This window comes from Ulvibacterium sp. (assembly GCF_965228935.1).
Classification (GTDB): Bacteria; Bacteroidota; Bacteroidia; order Flavobacteriales; family Flavobacteriaceae; genus Ulvibacterium.
In genome coordinates, this window is sequence record NZ_OZ245846.1 from 2,310,802 (window position 1) to 2,329,379 (window position 18,578).

The following is an 18,578-nucleotide window of genomic DNA, read 5'->3' on the forward strand; positions in this document are numbered from 1 at the left end:
GATGAGAATAGACAAAAACCAAATTCAAGATACCAATCAAAAATATATTGCGGAACATAACAAGCATTTTGGCTTTTTGTCAAGCCTACTTTCGAGTAAGGGATATGGAGTTGATTCCATAATCAAAAAATTGTCGGATTTCCAAGTCGCCATTCCTAGTTGGGCATTAGGGGCCGGGGGTACACGGTTCGGCCGTTTCAGCTTTCAAGGAGAGCCCTCGAACCTAAATCAAAAAATAGATGATGTTGGCCTATTGCATGCGCTTACCCAAACTGCCGGAGCCATTTCATTGCATATTCCCTGGGACGTTCCAGAAGACTATACCGCAATAAAGGAACGGGCTACCTCTCATAACCTTGTATTCGATGCCGTAAATTCCAATACCTTTCAAGATCAAAAAAATGCCAAGGAGAGTTATAAGTTCGGATCTTTGAGCAATACGAACAAAGCGGTTAGGGAACACGCCATAACTCATAACATCGATGTAATAAAAATAGGGGATAAGCTCGGTTCAAAAAGCTTGACCGTTTGGCTGGCCGATGGAACCAATTTTCCGGGCCAAGCTAATTTTCAGACCGCTTTGTTGAATACACAGAATAGCCTTAAAAATATCTATAATGAGCTTCCCGATGATTGGAAACTTTTTATCGAATACAAGCCGTACGAACCCAATTTTTATAGCACGGTCATCCAGGATTGGGGCACCTCGTTAATGCTGGCCAACGAATGTGGCGATAAGGCCTATACCCTGGTAGATTTGGGGCACCATCTGCCGAATACGAATATTGAACAAATTGTTTCCACTTTGATGTTAAAGGGCAGATTGGGAGGTTTTCACTTCAATGACAGCAAATATGGCGATGATGACCTAACGGCTGGCAGTATAAAACCTTATGCACTATTCCTCATTTTCAATGAATTGGTCTATGGGATGGAAAACAATCCCCAAAATCCATATCCTGCATGGATGATCGATGCCAGTCATAATACCAAAGACCCGCTTGAAGACCTCATGCAGTCGTTGGAGGCCATTCAGGAGGCCTATGCCAAAGCCCTTCTAGTTGACCAAAACCTGTTACGGGAAGCTCAATTAAATCATGATGTAGTCAAGTGTCAGGAACTACTTCAAGATGCATATAGAACCGATGTAAGACCCCTGATTCAAAAAGCCCGTCTCGACCGTGACGGAGCCCTACGTCCTTTGGAAACCTATCGCTCGTTGAACATTCGAAAAAACCTCATAAAGGAAAGAGGGGCCGATTCGGTTGCTTCGGGATTATAAAATTCAATGAAAAAAAAAGTTACTGCAGTTTTCGATATCGGAAAGACCAACAAGAAGTTCTTCCTTTTTGATAAGAACTATCAAGAGGTGTATCGGGAATACATTCGTCTCGAGGAAATCGTAGATGAAGATGGATACCCCACCGAGGATATCGAAGCTCTGGTAAGATGGGCGAAAGAAGTCTTTGATAAAATGCTCGATGCCCCGTATTATGATATCGAAGCCCTAAATTTTTCATGTTATGGGGCAACCTTGGTACACATCGATGAAAACGGAAAGGTGCTTACACCGGTGTATAATTACACGAAGCCACTACCCAAGGAAATATATGCTTCATTTTATGATCAATACGGACCTGAAGACGAACTTTCAAGGGTGACGGGGTCATTACAATTGGGCATGTTGAATACAGGCATGCAAATGTATTGGCTTAAATATACCAGGCCCGAAGCTTTTAAGAGGATAAAGTATTCGCTACACCTACCCCAATATCTCAGCTATGTCTTTACTGGGGTTCCGGTAAGCGAATACACCAGTATTGGTTGCCATACTATGCTTTGGGACTATGGGAAAAAGGATTATCATCCTTGGGTATACCAAGAGGGAATTGATAAAAAATTCCCTCCCATAGCAGCTGCCGAAAAAATCATCGACGTGAAATATAAAGGTAAAATGCTTGGTATGGGTATAGGTATCCATGATAGTTCATCGGCGCTTTTGCCTTACGTACGTAGTGTTAAAAAGAAATTTATTTTAGTTTCCACCGGTACTTGGAGTATAGCGATGAATCCTTTATCAGATCAGTTGCTGACCAAAGATGATATACGCAATAACTGTATCAACTATATGCGCATCGATGGGAAACCTGTAAAATCCGCCCGTCTTTTTCTAGGGAACGAGTATAGGATTCAAATTGCAAAACTGTCCAAATATTTTAAGGTTCCCGATGATTACCATAAAAAGGTCCGTTTTGATCAAGACACCTATTTCGAAATAATAAAGGATTTTGAACATCTCTTTCGCTGGGAAAGTTTTTCGGATAAGAATATGCCCGAGAGAACCCAAATACCCTTTCATAAGTTTGAACATGCCTATCATCAGCTAATGGTCGAATTGGTATTGCTACAAACAAAGAGTATTGAAATTGCATCGGCTGGCGATAAGGTTGAAAAGCTTTTCGTTGATGGCGGCTTTAGCGATAATGACGTATATATACAATTATTGTCCCACTATCAGAGGAATGTGCAATTAATGACTACGGATTCTTCGTTAGGCTCTGCCCTGGGGGCAGCCATAGTAATTTCCGGCTCAAAATTAGAGCCTAAGTTTCTAAAGGAGAATTATGCGACTAAAAGGCATGTCCCATTTAGCTAGTCCAATGAGTTGTTGTGACAGGTCGCCCATTTGGCATTAGAATTCTTAACATACAATTACAATGCAAAAGAAAATAAATTTAGTTCATCCAAGGGATCGGATAACCTCCATAATCAGTAGGATTTATAGAAGAGGATTTACGACAACCTCTGGAGGCAATATTTCAATAATAGATGATAATGGTGATGTATGGGTAACACCTTCGGCCATTGATAAGGGCTCTTTAAGAGCTTCCGACATCATGTGTGTCAAAAAAGATGGAACAATTGAGGGCAAACACAAGCCTTCCTCAGAGTTTCCATTCCACAAAGCCATTTATAGGGCTCGGCCGGATATTAAATCTGTCATTCATGCCCATCCGCCGGCACTGGTTTCCTTTAGCATTGTGCGTCAAATACCGAACACGAATGTCATTTCGCAGGCCAAACATGTTTGTGGCCCGATCGGTTATGCAAAATATAGAATACCGGGTAGTGATGATTTAGGCGATGTTATTGCTGATGAATTTAAAAAGGGATTCAAAGCGGTTATCATGGAAAACCATGGTGTTGTCTTAGGTGGAAGTGATTTGACCGATGCCTTTGATCGATTTGAAACCTTGGAATTTTGTGCGCGTACCATTTTGTTTGGATCTCTAATAGGTGTGCCGAAATACCTGACGGATGCACAAATCGATGCTTTTCAAGCACAATTGTATTCTACAATTCCAGAAATGAAAACTACGGAGTTTCCACCCGATGAACTGGAAAAGCGTTCAGAAATCTGCAAAATTGTACAACGCTCTTGTGAGCAAGGATTAATGATCAGTTCTTATGGTACGGTTTCCCTGCGATGGAAAGGCGATGACTTTTTGATTACCCCGACCAATGTAAATCGTTGGGAAATAGATATTGATGATATTGTTCAAATAAAGGACGGTAACAGGGAAAAGGATAAAATCCCTAGTAAGGCAACCTGGATCCATCAAGAGATTTACAAACGCAACCCGGATGTAAACTCCATTATCATGACCCAATCCCCTTATTTAATGGCTTTTGGGATAAGTGGCAGTTATCTTAATGTGCGCACCATTCCAGAAAGTTGGATTTTCCTTCAGGATATTCCTGCGATAGAATATGGCAAGCATTTCAAAACCAATGATTGCACGGAAATTCTTGAGAAGTGTAAAACTGCTTTGATTATTGAAAATGATTCTGTGATAATTACCGGTGACAAACTATTACAGACATTTGATTATCTCGAAGTTGCGGAATTTAGTGCCAAATCGATAATATTAAGCAATTCCTTGGGAAATATGGTTCCAATAAATGATGAGGAAGTTGAAGCTTTAAGGGAAAAGTTTTTATCCTAATACAAATGAAATGGCCATAAATTTTGATACAAGGTACCCATCGGTCGATGATTTGAGAACGAAGGCCCAAAATAAAATACCCCGGTTCGCCTTTGAATATTTGGATGGCGGGTGTAATGAGGATGTAAACCTTTACAGAAATACTTCAGAGCTTAGGGAAGTACAGCTGAAGCCCCGGTATTTAAGGGATTTTAACGGGGCAAAGATGAAGGCCGAAATCTTGGGGATGGAGTATGATGCCCCTTTTGGCATAGCCCCGGTTGGCTTACAAGGGTTAATGTGGCCCAACTCCCCCGAGATTCTTGCCGAGGCGGCTTTTCGGCATAATATTCCTTTTGTCCTAAGTACGGTTACTACAACAAGTATAGAACGAGCAAGCGAACTTACCGAGGGTAGGGCATGGTTTCAGTTGTATCATCCAACCGAAAATTCATTACGTGATGATATTATAAAAAGAGCTGCAGCCGCTGAATGTCCGGTATTGGTCATCCTCTGTGATGTACCGACATTTGGCTACAGACCAAGGGATATAAGAAATGGCTTGGCAATGCCACCAAAGATGTCATTAAGGAACATACTTCAGGTTTTGGGTAGGCCCCATTGGGCCTTTAACACCTTGAAATATGGGCAGCCCAATTTCGAGACGCTAAAACCTTATATGCCGAAGGGGTTGGATTTAAAACAATTGGGGAAGTTTATGGACCAGACCTTTTCCGGAAGGTTGAACGAAGAGAAGATCAAGCCCATCCGGGATATGTGGAAGGGTAAATTGGTCTTAAAGGGAGTGGCTTCGGAAACAGATACCGAAGAGGCAATCAGGCTTGGTCTGGATGGTATCATTGTCTCCAACCATGGTGGAAGGCAGTTGGATGCCGGGGAGTCAACCATAAAACCATTGAAAACTATTGCATCGACCTATGGGGACAAGATAGAGGTTATGATGGATAGTGGACTTCGTTCCGGCCCGGACATTGCCCGGGCAATGGCCTGTGGCGCTAAATTTACCTTTATGGGGCGTTCCTTCATGTACGGTGCTGCAGCTTTAGGCAAAAGGGGAGGCGACCACACTATCGCCATATTAAAAACGCAACTGCAACAAATTATGGAGCAACTATGTTGCAAGAAAGTAACGGATTTACCGCAACATTTAGTGCAATAACCACCAAAACCGATAAGATGAGTCGAAGAAGTATAGAGGAAGAAATTACAGAAAAGGTATCTGGAGGGGAATTCGAGAGGGAGCCCGTACCACGGTCAAATTTGAAGAGTTGGAAGAGTTTTTTGGGCATGTACGCGGGAGAACATGCGGCGGGAACCGAATTTATGATCGGGCCTTTGTTTTTAACCGCCGGGGTAAGTGCCTTTGACTTGATTATTGGACTATTATTGGGCAATCTTTTGGCCGTATTGAGCTGGCGTTTTTTAACTGCTGAAATTGCCGTTAAGAACAGGTTGACACTCTATTATCAGTTGGAAAAAATCTGCGGGAAAAAACTGGTAATCGGTTATAATCTAGCCAATGGAATCCTATTTTGTTTCCTGGCGGGAGCTATGATTACGGTTTCGGCCACGGCAGTAGGAATTCCCTTTGATATGGAAATGCCGAAACTGACCGATACCGTCCCCAATGGCATGACTTGGGTCATTATCGTTACATTGATCGGGTCGGTCATTTCGTTAATAGCATCAAAGGGATATGATACGGTATCCAAAGCGGCGAATTGGATGTCTCCGGCCATCGTTTTGGCATTTATAGCTTGCGGTATAGTCGCCCTTAACCAATTGGGAGTTACTAGCTTCACCGATTTTTGGAATATTTGGGGAGAGGGGTCGGAGCCGTTCCCGGGGCAAATAAAATACACTTTTTGGCATGTGGTTATCTGGTCTTGGTTTGCCAATGCTGCAATGCATATTGGCATGTCCGACCTATCCGTATTCCGGTTTGCCAAAAATGCCAATTCAGGTTGGACGACCGCAGCCGGAATGTATGTAGGCCATTATATGGCGTGGATAGCAGCAGCATTGCTGTATGCGGTATATTTAAAATCTCCTGAAGCACAGGCTTTATTGTTGAATGGGGAAGCCCCTCCAGTAGCACCGGGCCCGTTGGCACATAATGCGATTGGGATCTTTGGTATTATAGCAGTGGTTCTTGCAGGTTGGACAACGGCCAACCCTACCATCTATAGGGCTGGATTGGCCTTTCAGGCAATAATGCCCAAGGTTTCAACCTTCTGGGTAACGATTATTGCCGGTACCGTTGCCACCATAGCCGGTCTATTTCCTGCGTTTGCCATGAAATTACTGGGTTTTGTGGCCCTGTATGGTTTTATTCTTGCACCCTTCGGCGCCGTAATTGTCTTTGAACATTTCTTCCATAAGCAAACGGGTATCATTAAGAATTATGCAGAGGTAGCGAATGTCAAATTTAACAAGGCCGTTCTTTTTGCTTGGATTATTAGCTTTGGGCTATTTTATTTTATATCACTTCAGTTCGATGTGTTTCTATCATTTGTGACCTTACCAGCATGGTTGCTTTGCGGAGTACTCTTTTTAATGTTCAGTAAGAAAAGATATTCCGAACGGAATGGAGACTAGTATATAATTCTCAGGGCAAGCCCACGAGGCATTAAAATAATTTCAACTGATGGTTCTTTTCAATATCCTATATTAAATTCTTTGTTCCATCCCCTGCCACAAAGTTGCTTTTTAACCTCGGGACACCTCTTGAAAGACCTTACGGGCCATGATGCTCTTTACCATGGCAACGATTTCAGCCGGTATAGTTTGTGGCAAGCATAGGGATCTCCTTAAATCAAATCCGGTGAAGCAGTATCGTACAGGATGGCCAAACTTGTCACGAGTATTATTTTTATACAAGTTAGCTCGAGAATCGGCTTTTTAAGGTCTTGCCAATTCAAAAGAAAAATGAAAAGAACACTTAAGGCCTTTTGCCTTTTATTTATACAGAATCCCGGCCATGAATCAAGGTTGTAATAGGATAGTGTTGCAATCATCATATTTTTTTTAAACGTTTTGGACAGGTATGTTCCTCAAATTGACTTGTATATGAAAATCGATAGGACCTTGGAATTGCTATTGTGTCTGATCCTACTTTGGTGCTTACCTCAGGTGGTATGCTCTCAATCGGACAATACGCTTAACAAGATTGTTGTACTCACCTTTGACGATGCGGTCAAATCACATCGCACCGTTGTAGCTCCTTTACTACAGGAGTATGGATTTGATGCAACTTTCTTTGTAACGTACAAGTGGATGGACGATAAGGCCAATTTCATGAGTTGGGAGGAAATCGTTGAGCTTCATGAGATGGGATTTGAGATAGGCAACCACTCATGGACACATGCAAATTATGCGCATCCCGCCGCTGCTTTTGAACTGGAGGGAGAAATTATCATGTTGGATTGGAAGCTGGACCAGTTGGGAGTACCGAAACCCATAAGCTATGCCCACACGGGAAATTTCTTTGGCCCAGAAGTAATCGAAACACTTCAAAATCTGGGATATAAATATGCACGTCGGGGCAAACAACCCGAGATTGAAAATGGCAAATTGGAAGCAGGGCCTGGATATGATCCCAAGCGACATCATCCCCTCCTTATTCCGAGTACGATGGATTTCTATCCTGATATGACATTGGAAGTGTTCAAAAAAAATCTGGACCAAATTCCGGAAAATGAGATTGTCGTTCTCCAATTTCATGGTGTGCCGGATGTCAAACATCCCTGGGTACATACGGATCCGAAGGACTTCCGGGAGTATATGGATTATTTGAAGGCGGAGAATTATAAGGTAATTGCACTAAGGGACCTGCAGAAGTTTGTTCCCAACGAACTGCCAGATGATCCACTTCTGACTAGGCGATATCCCGATATTGCCGCTGATGAGTTGGAATGGCCGAGCGAAGTAATTGACTCCCGGGCCAAGCAGGACTTTTGGCTTCAAGTGATGAAGCGACATCGGTACTCACCGGTTGAGATGGGAAAAGTACTTGGTCTGCCCCAAGAAAAAGTGAGGACTTTACTCAAAGACATTTCTGTTGGTGCAGTTCCGAAAAAAAAATTAGAGGTCTTGCCCTATCCCGGAGGTCGACATCCGCGCATTGATTTTAAGGACGGCATGGCCAGTCCTCGACGAGGAACTAAACTGAGTGTCTTTCTCCCTTGGTCTCCGGAAGAATATGTCGTTTTGGATCTGCCCGAGGCCGTGATGTCTCAGTTTGGAATTACCTTTCTAGGGCATAAACACATTCCCACGGTTTTCGATTATGCAAAAATCCCAATTTATAACTCTGAATGGCAAAAGGATAAAAATGGGCAATGGAGCAATCTTTGGAAATTGCCGAACAACATAGATATCGGAGCCTCGGTCACTAGCAGGTCAGACCATCTGAAAATGAAACTCTGGTTGACCAATCATACCAAGGACACGATCCTTAGTGGCCTTCAGACCCAAATATGCGTTATGCTGGGGCAAGCCAAGCTCTTCGATAAGCAGACCAATGCCAACAAAAAACTGTCCTGTCCTGTAGTAGCCGTAGAATCCGAGGATGAAAAACACTGGATTATCACAGGCTGGGAAGGCTGTTCACATCCTTGGGGCAATGAAGCTTGTCCTTGCTTGCATGCCGATCCTAAATTTCCGGATTGTCCACCGGGGGAGACGGTATCACTTGAGGGGGTACTCTGGTTATACGAGGGAACGGAAATTGATAAAAAAATACAGGAAGTGATGGATTATATGGGAAGATGAGCTATTCACGGCTGAGATAGTAAGTGGCTAAGGCATTATTTTTAAGGCTTGACTATTTAAGTAACTAATAAAAATTGTAAACTTTTTGCATACTTTTTTTGATATCGAACCGAACCAAATGACATCAAAACATATAAAATATCCAAAAGTATAAGCCTTACAAGCAGGGGGTCACTGGTTCGAATCCAGTAGGGCCCACATCAAGTAGAAAACCCATGCGAATTCGCATAGGTTTTTTATTTTCCAAAAAGCGGTTAATCGTTGGGATTCACTTATCAAAGTTCGAGTTGAAAAAGGTTGTGATGGCATTCTCTTGTTATTGGTCTTAACGAGTGGTTTTGAGTGATGATTAGCACAAGACACCTTCTGGATTGTGTTTGATCAAAGAATACGGATTAATCTTGCTAAACGTTAAAATATTTTTTACATTCGTTAACGTTAACGGTCGTTAATTTAAACGGATAACTAGCTTAACAACTAATCCAAAGCTCAAAAAGAAACACATATGAAAAAAGCAAGTAATGTAGTGCTATCAATTCTACTATTAACAGGAATTTCCCTTTCCGCCCAAGAGAATTGGGAAATGTTATTCAATGGGAAAGACCTGAAAAATTTCGAACAACTTAATGGAAATGCCAAATATGAGATTAAGGACGGACAGCTTATCGGAACTTCCAAACTGGGCACCCCCAATAGTTTTATGGCGACAAAAAAAACATATGGGGATTTTATCTTGGAGTTCGACGTATTTGTTGAAAATGGATTGAACTCAGGGGTTCAATTTCGAAGTCTAAGCTTGCCAGATTATAATAACGGTAGGGTACACGGCTATCAGTGCGAAATTGAAACAAGCTCAAGAAAATGGGCAGGGGGAGTCTATGATGAGGCAAGGAATGGATGGCTTTATCCGCTCTCGAGAAATCAAAAAGGACGGAATGCTTTTGTTCCCGGTCAATGGAACCATTATAGGATAGAGGCTATTGGCAATACCATTCGTACATGGGTCAATGATATCCAATGTGCCAATTTGGTGGATGACACAACCGCCGAAGGATTTATCGCTTTTCAAGTTCATAGTATCCGGGATGAAAGTTTGGAAGGTAAAATCGTGAAGTGGAAAAACATAAGGATCAAGACGACCGATTTGGCCAATTCAAGGAAAGAAATGGATCCTACCGTACCGGAGATTAGTTACTTGGCCAACCAACTATCTGAAAGTGAAAAACGCAAAGGCTGGCGTTTATTATGGGACGGACGGACAACAGAGGGATGGAGGGGTGCCAAGCTCGATAAATTCCCTGATAAGGGATGGGAAATGAAGGAGGGTACCCTTACCGTACTTGCCTCGGGTGGCGCGGAATCCAGGAATGGCGGTGACATTGTGACCCTGGATTCCTACAAGGATTTCGAACTGAGTGTCGATTTTAAAATTTCCGAGGGGGCCAATAGCGGTATTAAATATTTTGTGGATTCCGAGCTCAACAAGGGGGAAGGCTCGGCTATCGGCATGGAATTTCAGGTATTGGATGACAAGGTACATCCCGATGCCAAACAGGGCAAGAACGGAAATAGGACCGTGGGTTCGTTATACGATTTGATACGCGCCGAGAATACGGACAGTTCCCGGGGCAAAAATTTCAAGGGTGTCGGGAAATGGAACAATGCCCGGATTGTGGTCAAGGGAGGCCATGTTGAACATTGGTTGAACCAGATTAAGGTGGTGGAGTTCGATCGCTTTAGCCAAATGTTCAAGGCTCTGGTGGAAAAAAGCAAATACGAAAAATGGGATAATTTCGGTCGTATTCCCGAAGGGCTTATTTTACTACAGGACCATGGGGATGAGGTTTCCTTTAGGAGCATCAAAATACGAGAATTTTAACAAACAAAATCAACTGATCATGAATAGGACAAGACGAAATTTTATGCAGAAAACAACATTGGCCTCTAGCGGAATTATTCTGGGTACGGGTGCTATGAGTGCCAAGAGCTATAAAAAAATAATTGGTGCCAACGACCGTGTCCGCGTGGGCATTGTGGGATTTTCGAACAGGGCCAAGGGCGCTTTGATACCAGCTTTTAACGGGCATAGCAAGGCGCAGAATTTTGAAATTGTCGGGGTATCCGATATATGGAACAGAAGACGCGATGAGGGGGCCGCCTTTATAAAAGAAAAGACGGGCAACAAAATAACACAATGGCGTAATAATGAGGAGATGTATGATAAGAACAAAATCGATGCGGTGATTATTTCCACTGCCGATTTTCAGCATGCACTTCACACCGTTGAGGCGGCCAAGGCCAAAAAGGATGTATACTGTGAAAAGCCCTTTGCGGAGACCATGGCGGATGCCCGTATTGGTATGAAAGCGGTAAAGGATTCCGGAATCGTTTTTCAAATAGGTTCACAAAGACGTAGCGGTGCCAATTATCACGCTGCCGAGGATTTCATTAAATCCGGAAAGTTCGGGGATATCGTCATGGTGGAAATGACCTGGAACGTAAATCAGCCCGGGAGGTGGCGTTTACCGAAATTGACCAGTGAAATTAAGGAGTCCGATACGGACTGGAAACGCTATCAAATGAATCGGCCACCAGCGGATTGGGATCCGAGAAAGTATTTGGAGTATCGCTTGTTCTGGCCGTATTCCTCTGGAATTCCCGGTCAATGGATGTCCCACCAGATCGATACGGTACATTGGTTCTCCGGGTTAAACCATCCGAGAAGTGTTGCTGCCAATGGGGGTATTTATTTGTGGAAGGATGGGCGGAAAAACTTCGATACCATGTCGGCCGTCTTTGATTATGGTCCCTCCAACGATCCAAATTCAGGATTCCAGGTTACCTATTCCTCCCGCTTTACAAATTCGGCCGGTGGTACCAAGGAAATCTATTACTCCAATGCGGGGGAATTGAACCTGGATACGAACAAAGTAAGTGATAACGGTGGGTTGTCCGAGAGGCATGCGAGCGCTATGGGAATGAAGCCGAATAAGTTAAAGGGCTTCAATCTTTCCGAGAATGCCCCAAAAGTAGTGACATCGGCCAACACCGGAGCGGATAATATGACTTCATTGCATATGTTAAACTGGATGGAATGTGTCCGAAGCCGTAAGACCACCAATGGTCCGGTAGAGGCGGGCTACAATCATTCCATTGCCAATATCATGACCACGGCTGCCTTGCGAACCGGTTTAAAAGCTACTTTCGACGAAAAGAATCAAGATGTTCTGGCTGGCGGAAAAGTGTTCAAATATTGATGATGCGCATGTTGAATTTATTTAAGAAGACATTTTATCGTTACATAGTCTTTGCTTTTTTACTGGTTTCCTGTAAGGAGGTAAAAAATACAGCTACTACAGGTAATACGACATCCGAGGCGGGTATGCCCGTATTGTCCAAGGTGAAATTTTCCAAGGATGATACCAACAAGAAAGTTGATATTACTATTAATGGCAAGAAGTTCACAAGCTATATATATGACGGACAGACGCCCAAGCCGATTTTGTATCCGCTTATTACCAAAAGCGGCAAAACGGTTACCCGGGGTTTTCCCTATGACCCCAGACCCAATGAGCGTGTTGACCATCCGCATCACGCAGGGCATTGGTTAAACTATGGGGATGTAAACGGATTGGATTTTTGGAATAATTCCTACGCAATCCCAGAGGAGAAAAAACAAGAATATGGTACAATTTACCATCAGGAGATTCTACAGAGTGATGATGATAGTGGCATCTTAAAAATAAGGGCAATTTGGCGTTCTCCCGATAATGTTGATTTGATGGAGGAGATAACGGAGTTTACATTTTCCGAAAAGGGAGATACCAGGATCATAGACCGTATAACGACCCTTAATGCCCTGGAGGATGTTTCCTTTAAGGATAACAAGGAAGGAATGATCGCCGTCCGAGTGGCCCGCGAACTGGAATTGGTTTCGGATAAACCGGCACTCTATACGGATGCTGCGGGAAATGTGACGGAAGTGGAGGCCTTGAATAATGAAGGTGTAAACGGCAACTATTTTAGCAGCGAAGGTCTAACGGGAAATGATGTCTGGGGTACGCGTAATAAATGGGTTAAATTGGAAAGTACTATTGAGGGTGAGACCGTGTCCATCACCATATTGGATCATAAGAAAAATATAGGATACCCCACCTATTGGCATGCCAGGGGTTATGGACTTTTTGCCGCAAATCCTTTGGGACAGGCTATTTTTTCCGAGGGAAAGGAAGTTTTAAATTTCAAGTTGAACGAAAATGAATCGGTAACTTTTAAGTACCGTATTTTAATCCATAACGGTTCCAAGCTGACCAAGGATGCCCTGGATCTTTCATTTGAAGAGTTCAATGCGAAGTAAGGTTAACATTTTAAAATTTAGAGAAATGAAGTCTACGTATTCCCTGATTTGTACATTGATGCTCGTAGCCATGGCTTTCGGACAAGGGACCGACTACAAAATGGAGACCCTATTTGATGGTAGGGACCTAAAGCAGTGGCAAGTACCCAATAATAATGTTTGGTGGATCATTGAGGGTGATGCGCTCTGGGCAAAAAGTGACCCCGATCAAAAGGGTTCCATATTATGGACGAAGAAGGAATACGATGACTTTGTTGTTCAATTGGATTTTAAATTCGGTAAAGGCACTATTGATTCGGGTATTTTTATGCGGGGCGAGGATGAGCGGAACGTACAAATTCAAATCGGGATATCGGGCTCATTAAAAAGGGATATGACGGCTTCGCCCTATGTGCCCAAATCGGGATATCCGGTAGAGGCCGATGGCGTAAACGAACTTTTGAAAATGGATCGATGGAACACCATAAAAGCGATGACCGTTGGCAATACCTATAGGGTATGGCTTAACGGACAAGAAGTAATGAACTATACCTTGGAAAAAGCCAACTTAAAAGGCCCCGTGGGCCTTCAATTGCATCCAGGAAGGGATATGACCATACAGTTCAGGAATATTGCAATAGCCGAATTGTGATTATTTTACTATTGCCATTTTCTTCTTCTTTATAAAGTGTTGTATATTAGAAGTTTACCAAACCAACTAATTCCTTAGGGAGGCATGGGCATAAAGAAAATAGCGGAACTTGCAAAGGTGTCGATAGGCACTGTGGATCGTGTATTGCACAATAGAAAAGGTGTTTCCAAAGAAACCGAAAAAAGGGTACGCGAGGTTATCAAGGAAATCGGCTATACAAAGAATACTACGGCCAGCCGATTGAAATTGGCCTCGGTTAAAAAGATAAAATTTGCCGTATTGATTCCGGAAGCAAAAAGCAAGTGGAATTATTGGAAACTCCCCAAAAAAGGTATCGAGCAGGCAGTAAAGGAATTGAAGGAACTTGGCGTAGCGGTGGACAATTATCTGTTTCTGGATTCGTCATCCTTCAACAATCTGGCAAAACAGATTTTCCTAAAGAACTATGATGCCATAGTAACGGTACCATTCTTTAAAAAAGAAAGCAATTCATTACTTGAACGCGCAAAAAGAAAGAAAATACCTGTAGTATTTCTGGATACTGAGGTAGAACTTGAAGGTCCTGCCTGTTTTATCCGTCAGGATTCCCATAAAGCAGGTAGGGTTGCCGGAAGGTTACTTCATGGTCTCATGGGCGTAAAGGGCGATTATTTTGTGGTCAATATGTTGAATGACCGCGGTATTCATGCCAATAATATACAGCGTGAGCAAGGGTTTAGGGAGTTTTTTAAGACGATTAACGAGAAGGTAACCATTCATACGATTAACTATTCTTTGAACGATGAATTCAAAGTAACGACCGAAATGGAGGCTTGGTTCGGCAAGGACAATCCGAAAGGAATGTTCGTAACAAACTCAAAATCGCATTTATTACCTAAAATATTGGAGCAATACCAAGTGAAAAACACCTTTATTGTGGGTTTTGATCTGAACAGGCAAAATTTGGAATATTTAAAGGAGGGCAAGATTAGTTTTTTGATCAACCAACAACCCAAATACCAGGGGTATGCTGCTATAAAGAGTCTTTTCAATTTTATTACCAAGCAGGATGGTTCTGAACTAAACCTTGATATTCCCGTAGAAATCATAGTCAAGGAGAATACTTGAATTAATCAAGAATATTTAGACTAGTCTAACTTATTGATTTTCATTGCGCTAATCCATAGCTTGTTATAATGAAACCTCGTTTTTGGAAAATACGGCCAGATGTTGACGGGAATCTCCTCTCGCCAACTCTAGATTGTGCTTTTTCGTATTTGATTAGGCAGTATATCCCGGGCCGTTCCCTAGCGATAACTTATAAGGGTTTTCAACCTGAAGAAACATGACAGGGAATCGTGTGGTATTTTTTCAACCCAGGGAAATCCATGCCTTTTATCCCTAAATATCACTATCCCGAGGGAAACATTAAATAAAACCCATTTCCTTAGCTTTTAGCAAAAGTTCCCTGTTACCGCCGCTACCATCTACTTCAAAACACATTTTTAACCTTTTTTTCTTCCTTTGGATTGAAGCTAGAGAAAGTGGTAACAAATTTGGCATATCTTTGGTTTTTTCACCGTTCGATAGCAAAAACAAAATTCGCCTATCCATGTCGTCCAAATAAATGTCCGTAGTATTCCGCTTTCTTATCAACTTGCTTACTTGTCTACTATAATAGGTATTTCCCTGAACTACTGCTGTTACGGCATTGTGGAGCACTTCCTCACTTAGGTCGCATTTGATCAATAGACCATCGGGATCCAAATACTTCAACAAGCAGCTTATACGGTAATTATCGTTAAGTGCGGTAATAACAATAATCTTGGTTGCTTTATGGGTTTTTTTAATTTTCCTGCCAAGATCCTCTCCTGAAATCAAGGAGGGATATTTTTTTGAAGGAGGTAAGCGAATATCCAAAATAATCACGTCATAAGGACGGACGGAAGATTCATTGTTTAACAAGAAAAGTGCATCATCAATGTTGTGGGCTTCATCAACCTCAAGATAAGAATTTTTGAAATTTTCCAACACGGTCTTATAACCGCGGACAACAATAGGATGATCATCTATAACAAGCAAATTGATTTTTGGAATCATGTTTATATGATTTGGGCAAGCTTAATAAAAACTATTGCAAAGCCTAAAACATGTGAGCGGGTCTTCATACAGTTATACATCATTAAAAATCTGTATCAGAAATGAAAAACAAAGGTTGTCTTCCAAAATTTATAACTGAGCTACTAAAGCAAAACGATGCCAAGATTTGAAAGTTTTAAGTTAATACAATAACTATCCTCTTTTAATATGAAAATACGAAAAAACGGCATTAAATAATAATATAATACATTAAAAAATGTAAGAAAAAACATAAATACTATTTTTCATATTCAACCTGTGCAAATACCAAAAATTGAGGCTTAACCCCTCAATAGTTGAGAGGACTATTGTCATGGTGGTTCTACAAGAATAGTACTTTTATCAAAAGATTTAACTCCTTCCTAAGTATTATATCGCATTTATGGATAACTGCCTGAATATCACAAAACAATTGTTAAAATCCCTACAAATCGATTTTACGCAACAATTCTTGGAAGATGCCATATTGGCCCATCCGGAACATCCTAGTATGCTTTGTATTTCTGACACTTTGGACAAATACGCTATCGAAAATCTAGCCGTCAAGGTAAATGGAGAAAAACTGCTCGAACTGCCCCTTCCCTGTATCGTAGAGGTTTCCGACAGGGGAGGTATGTTCAAGGTACTTGTTGACCTTACGGATAATGTCGTGAGTTATCTAGATGATAAAGGAAAGGCTGTTGAGACTTCAAAAGCAGAGTTCCTTAATAGATGGACGGGGGTTTGTCTATTGGCAGAAGTGTCCGAGAATTCAGGAGAACCTGACATTAGAAAGAAACGCAACGAGAAACGGACTTATTCCATTTTGAAATGGGCATGCGTGCTTCTCTTCGGGGTGTGGGTGCTTATAGATCCTTTGTATTCAATTGGTTATACAGAAACAGCTCTTCCCTTCGTCCTGTATTTTGGATTGAAATTGATAGGGCTCTCGGTGGGAGTATTATTGCTTTGGTATGAAGTGGACAGGTACAACCCGACCTTACAGAAGTTTTGTTCAGGAGGTAAAAAGTTGAATTGCGACTCCGTTTTGAGATCCAAACATGCAACATTGTTCAATGGAAGGCTAAGCTTGGGCTTGTTGGGTTTTTCCTATTTTTTCGGGACGTTGTCCTTTTTACTTATCAATGGGTTTCACCAGTCTTCATTGACACCTTTATCCTATCTGAGCTTTGCTACCTTTCCGGTGGTGGCCCTATCAGCTTATTACCAAGGCTTTGTTGTTAAGCAATGGTGCAAGTTCTGTATTGTAGTACAATCTGTATTGGTACTGGAAATGGCGACCGCTTTTTTCTGGGACTTGCATTTGGTCAGAACAGAGCTCGTTTCCCTCCTGCCGTTGATGGCCTTATTACTTTTGCCAATTCCGGTATGGCAATGGCTCAAGCCTTTATTGAATAAAGAAAAGGAAACCCTTTTAGTTCAAAGAAGTCTCAAAAAAATCAAAAACAACCCTACTGTTTTACAGGGTCTTTTGTCTAAGACCAGAAAGATTCAAAATAGCACGGAAGGACTGGGAATCTCATTTACCAATACTACCGCGAAATTTAATGTTGTCAAAGTATGCCACCCATATTGCGGCCCTTGTGCCAAGGCACATCCTATCTTGGAAGAACTTCGTGAAAAGGGCTTGATTAATCTGCAAATACTATTTGTTTCGGGTACTGACAAAAATGACCCACAGCTAAAGCCTGTCAGGCATTTTCTTGCCTTAGACGACCGCGAAAATAGCATTCTAAAAGCTCTTAACGATTGGTACCTCTCGGAAACAAAGGATTATGAACTCTTTTGCCTAAAATATCCTATGAACGGTGAATTGGAATTTCAAGACCAAAAAATAGATTCGATGCGCCAATGGTGCGATATAGAGCAAATAAGTCATACTCCGACAATTTTTATCAATGGGCATGAACTACCAAGGGAATATAGTGTGGAAGACTTAAGAGAGGTTTTGACATAGAAAGAGCAAAAACGGCCAAGGAAAATCCCTGACCGAATAAACGATATTGCTTTCGCGAAGCATGGGCCGAAACCTTGATGGCCCCTAAACGTTCAGGGCAAATCTAATATTTTAAATTTTTCTATTATGAAAAAATTGAGTCTAAAAAAGATGAATCTTGTAGAAGGCAAGATTCTTGAAAAAGAACAGCAAAAAACTATTTTTGGTGGTTATGGCTCAGGCGATGCCAGGTGTTTATGCAATCACCAAGGGCTACTTGGAGGGCCTTGTGATAATTGTCACACTAGATGTCGTAATGCCGGAGGTTGGAGCGGCGAGTGTGTATACGTTTAATCTAGTCTATTACCGCGGAATCGGGGAAGGTATGTTCTTCTAATAGTTCTGTCAAAGTAGTTTTTCTAATTCTTATACTATTTTACTGTTAAGCTAACCCCATTTCCATAATGGGATTACTTTAAAGTGAATGAAGAAGGGAGAAAAGTTGTGGTGGAATTCATGACTTTTCTCCTTGCTTAGAAGATGGTGGAAAATGTTATAGCAAAATTATGTACGGAACAATAATCCAATTTACCAATTATATGATGTAGTGCGTATAGTGTATTCCTAAAATTGTATCAACAGACAAGAATTGGCAAAAGAATATAGTATTGAAGATTTAGGGATGCTTTCTAACAGAAAAACAAAAAACGGCTAAGGATTTTCCTTAGCCGAGTGAACCTATTGCTTTCGCGAAGC

At 41.8% G+C, this 18,578-nt stretch carries 14 protein-coding genes; 13 read left to right on the forward strand and 1 reads right to left on the reverse strand.

Annotation, left to right across the window (positions count from 1 at the left end; translation table 11 throughout):
- Position 1 precedes the first annotated feature (1 nt).
- The 11 genes from ACO06Y_RS09575 (at position 2) to ACO06Y_RS09625 (ending at position 14,875) form a co-directional block, all read left to right on the forward strand.
- Positions 2-1,282, forward strand: coding sequence for a sugar isomerase (locus ACO06Y_RS09575; RefSeq protein ID WP_422083612.1), 1,281 nt, complete (start codon positions 2-4; stop codon positions 1,280-1,282).
- Positions 1,283-1,288: 6 nt separating this feature from the next.
- A complete protein-coding gene (locus ACO06Y_RS09580; protein ID WP_422083613.1) occupies positions 1,289-2,656 on the forward strand; it encodes an FGGY-family carbohydrate kinase in 1,368 nt (455 codons plus the stop codon).
- 61 nt (positions 2,657-2,717) lie between these two features.
- Positions 2,718-4,007, forward strand: a complete 1,290-nt coding sequence (locus ACO06Y_RS09585) for a class II aldolase/adducin family protein (protein ID WP_422083614.1) — start codon at positions 2,718-2,720, stop codon at positions 4,005-4,007.
- Between the two features lie 10 nt (positions 4,008-4,017).
- Complete coding sequence (locus ACO06Y_RS09590; protein ID WP_422083615.1) at positions 4,018-5,166, forward strand: alpha-hydroxy acid oxidase; 1,149 nt, start codon at positions 4,018-4,020, stop codon at positions 5,164-5,166.
- Between the two features lie 17 nt (positions 5,167-5,183).
- Positions 5,184-6,605, forward strand: coding sequence for a purine-cytosine permease family protein (locus ACO06Y_RS09595; RefSeq protein ID WP_422083616.1), 1,422 nt, complete (start codon positions 5,184-5,186; stop codon positions 6,603-6,605).
- A gap of 471 nt (positions 6,606-7,076) precedes the next feature.
- Positions 7,077-8,780, forward strand: a complete 1,704-nt coding sequence (locus ACO06Y_RS09600) for a polysaccharide deacetylase family protein (protein ID WP_422083617.1) — start codon at positions 7,077-7,079, stop codon at positions 8,778-8,780.
- Positions 8,781-9,285: 505 nt separating this feature from the next.
- Positions 9,286-10,659 carry a 3-keto-disaccharide hydrolase gene (locus ACO06Y_RS09605; RefSeq protein WP_422083618.1) on the forward strand — a complete coding sequence of 458 codons (1,374 nt, stop codon included), beginning with the start codon at positions 9,286-9,288 and terminating at the stop codon, positions 10,657-10,659.
- A gap of 19 nt (positions 10,660-10,678) precedes the next feature.
- Positions 10,679-12,037, forward strand: coding sequence for a Gfo/Idh/MocA family protein (locus ACO06Y_RS09610; protein WP_422083619.1), 1,359 nt, complete (start codon positions 10,679-10,681; stop codon positions 12,035-12,037).
- A gap of 8 nt (positions 12,038-12,045) precedes the next feature.
- Positions 12,046-13,137, forward strand: a complete 1,092-nt coding sequence (locus ACO06Y_RS09615) for a PmoA family protein (protein ID WP_422083620.1) — start codon at positions 12,046-12,048, stop codon at positions 13,135-13,137.
- 25 nt (positions 13,138-13,162) lie between these two features.
- The gene (locus ACO06Y_RS09620; protein WP_422083621.1) at positions 13,163-13,768 is read left to right on the forward strand and encodes a 3-keto-disaccharide hydrolase; all 606 of its coding nucleotides are present in this window, start codon (positions 13,163-13,165) and stop codon (positions 13,766-13,768) included.
- A gap of 84 nt (positions 13,769-13,852) precedes the next feature.
- Entirely contained in the window at positions 13,853-14,875 is a 1,023-nt protein-coding gene (locus tag ACO06Y_RS09625; RefSeq protein WP_422083622.1) for a substrate-binding domain-containing protein, read from the forward strand.
- Between the two features lie 300 nt (positions 14,876-15,175).
- On the opposite strand, the gene ACO06Y_RS09630 is transcribed toward ACO06Y_RS09625, so the two are convergent.
- Positions 15,176-15,847: a response regulator gene (locus ACO06Y_RS09630; protein ID WP_422083623.1), complete on the reverse strand. Its 672-nt coding sequence runs from the start codon at positions 15,845-15,847 to the stop codon at positions 15,176-15,178.
- Positions 15,848-16,268: 421 nt separating this feature from the next.
- Here ACO06Y_RS09630 and ACO06Y_RS09635 point away from each other — a divergent pair, with 421 nt between their 5' ends.
- Positions 16,269-17,843 (forward strand): vitamin K epoxide reductase family protein, encoded by a 1,575-nt coding sequence (locus ACO06Y_RS09635; protein ID WP_422083624.1) that lies wholly within the window; start codon positions 16,269-16,271, stop codon positions 17,841-17,843.
- Between the two features lie 126 nt (positions 17,844-17,969).
- Entirely contained in the window at positions 17,970-18,176 is a 207-nt protein-coding gene (locus tag ACO06Y_RS09640) for a hypothetical protein (RefSeq protein WP_422083625.1), read from the forward strand.
- Positions 18,177-18,578 lie beyond the last annotated feature (402 nt).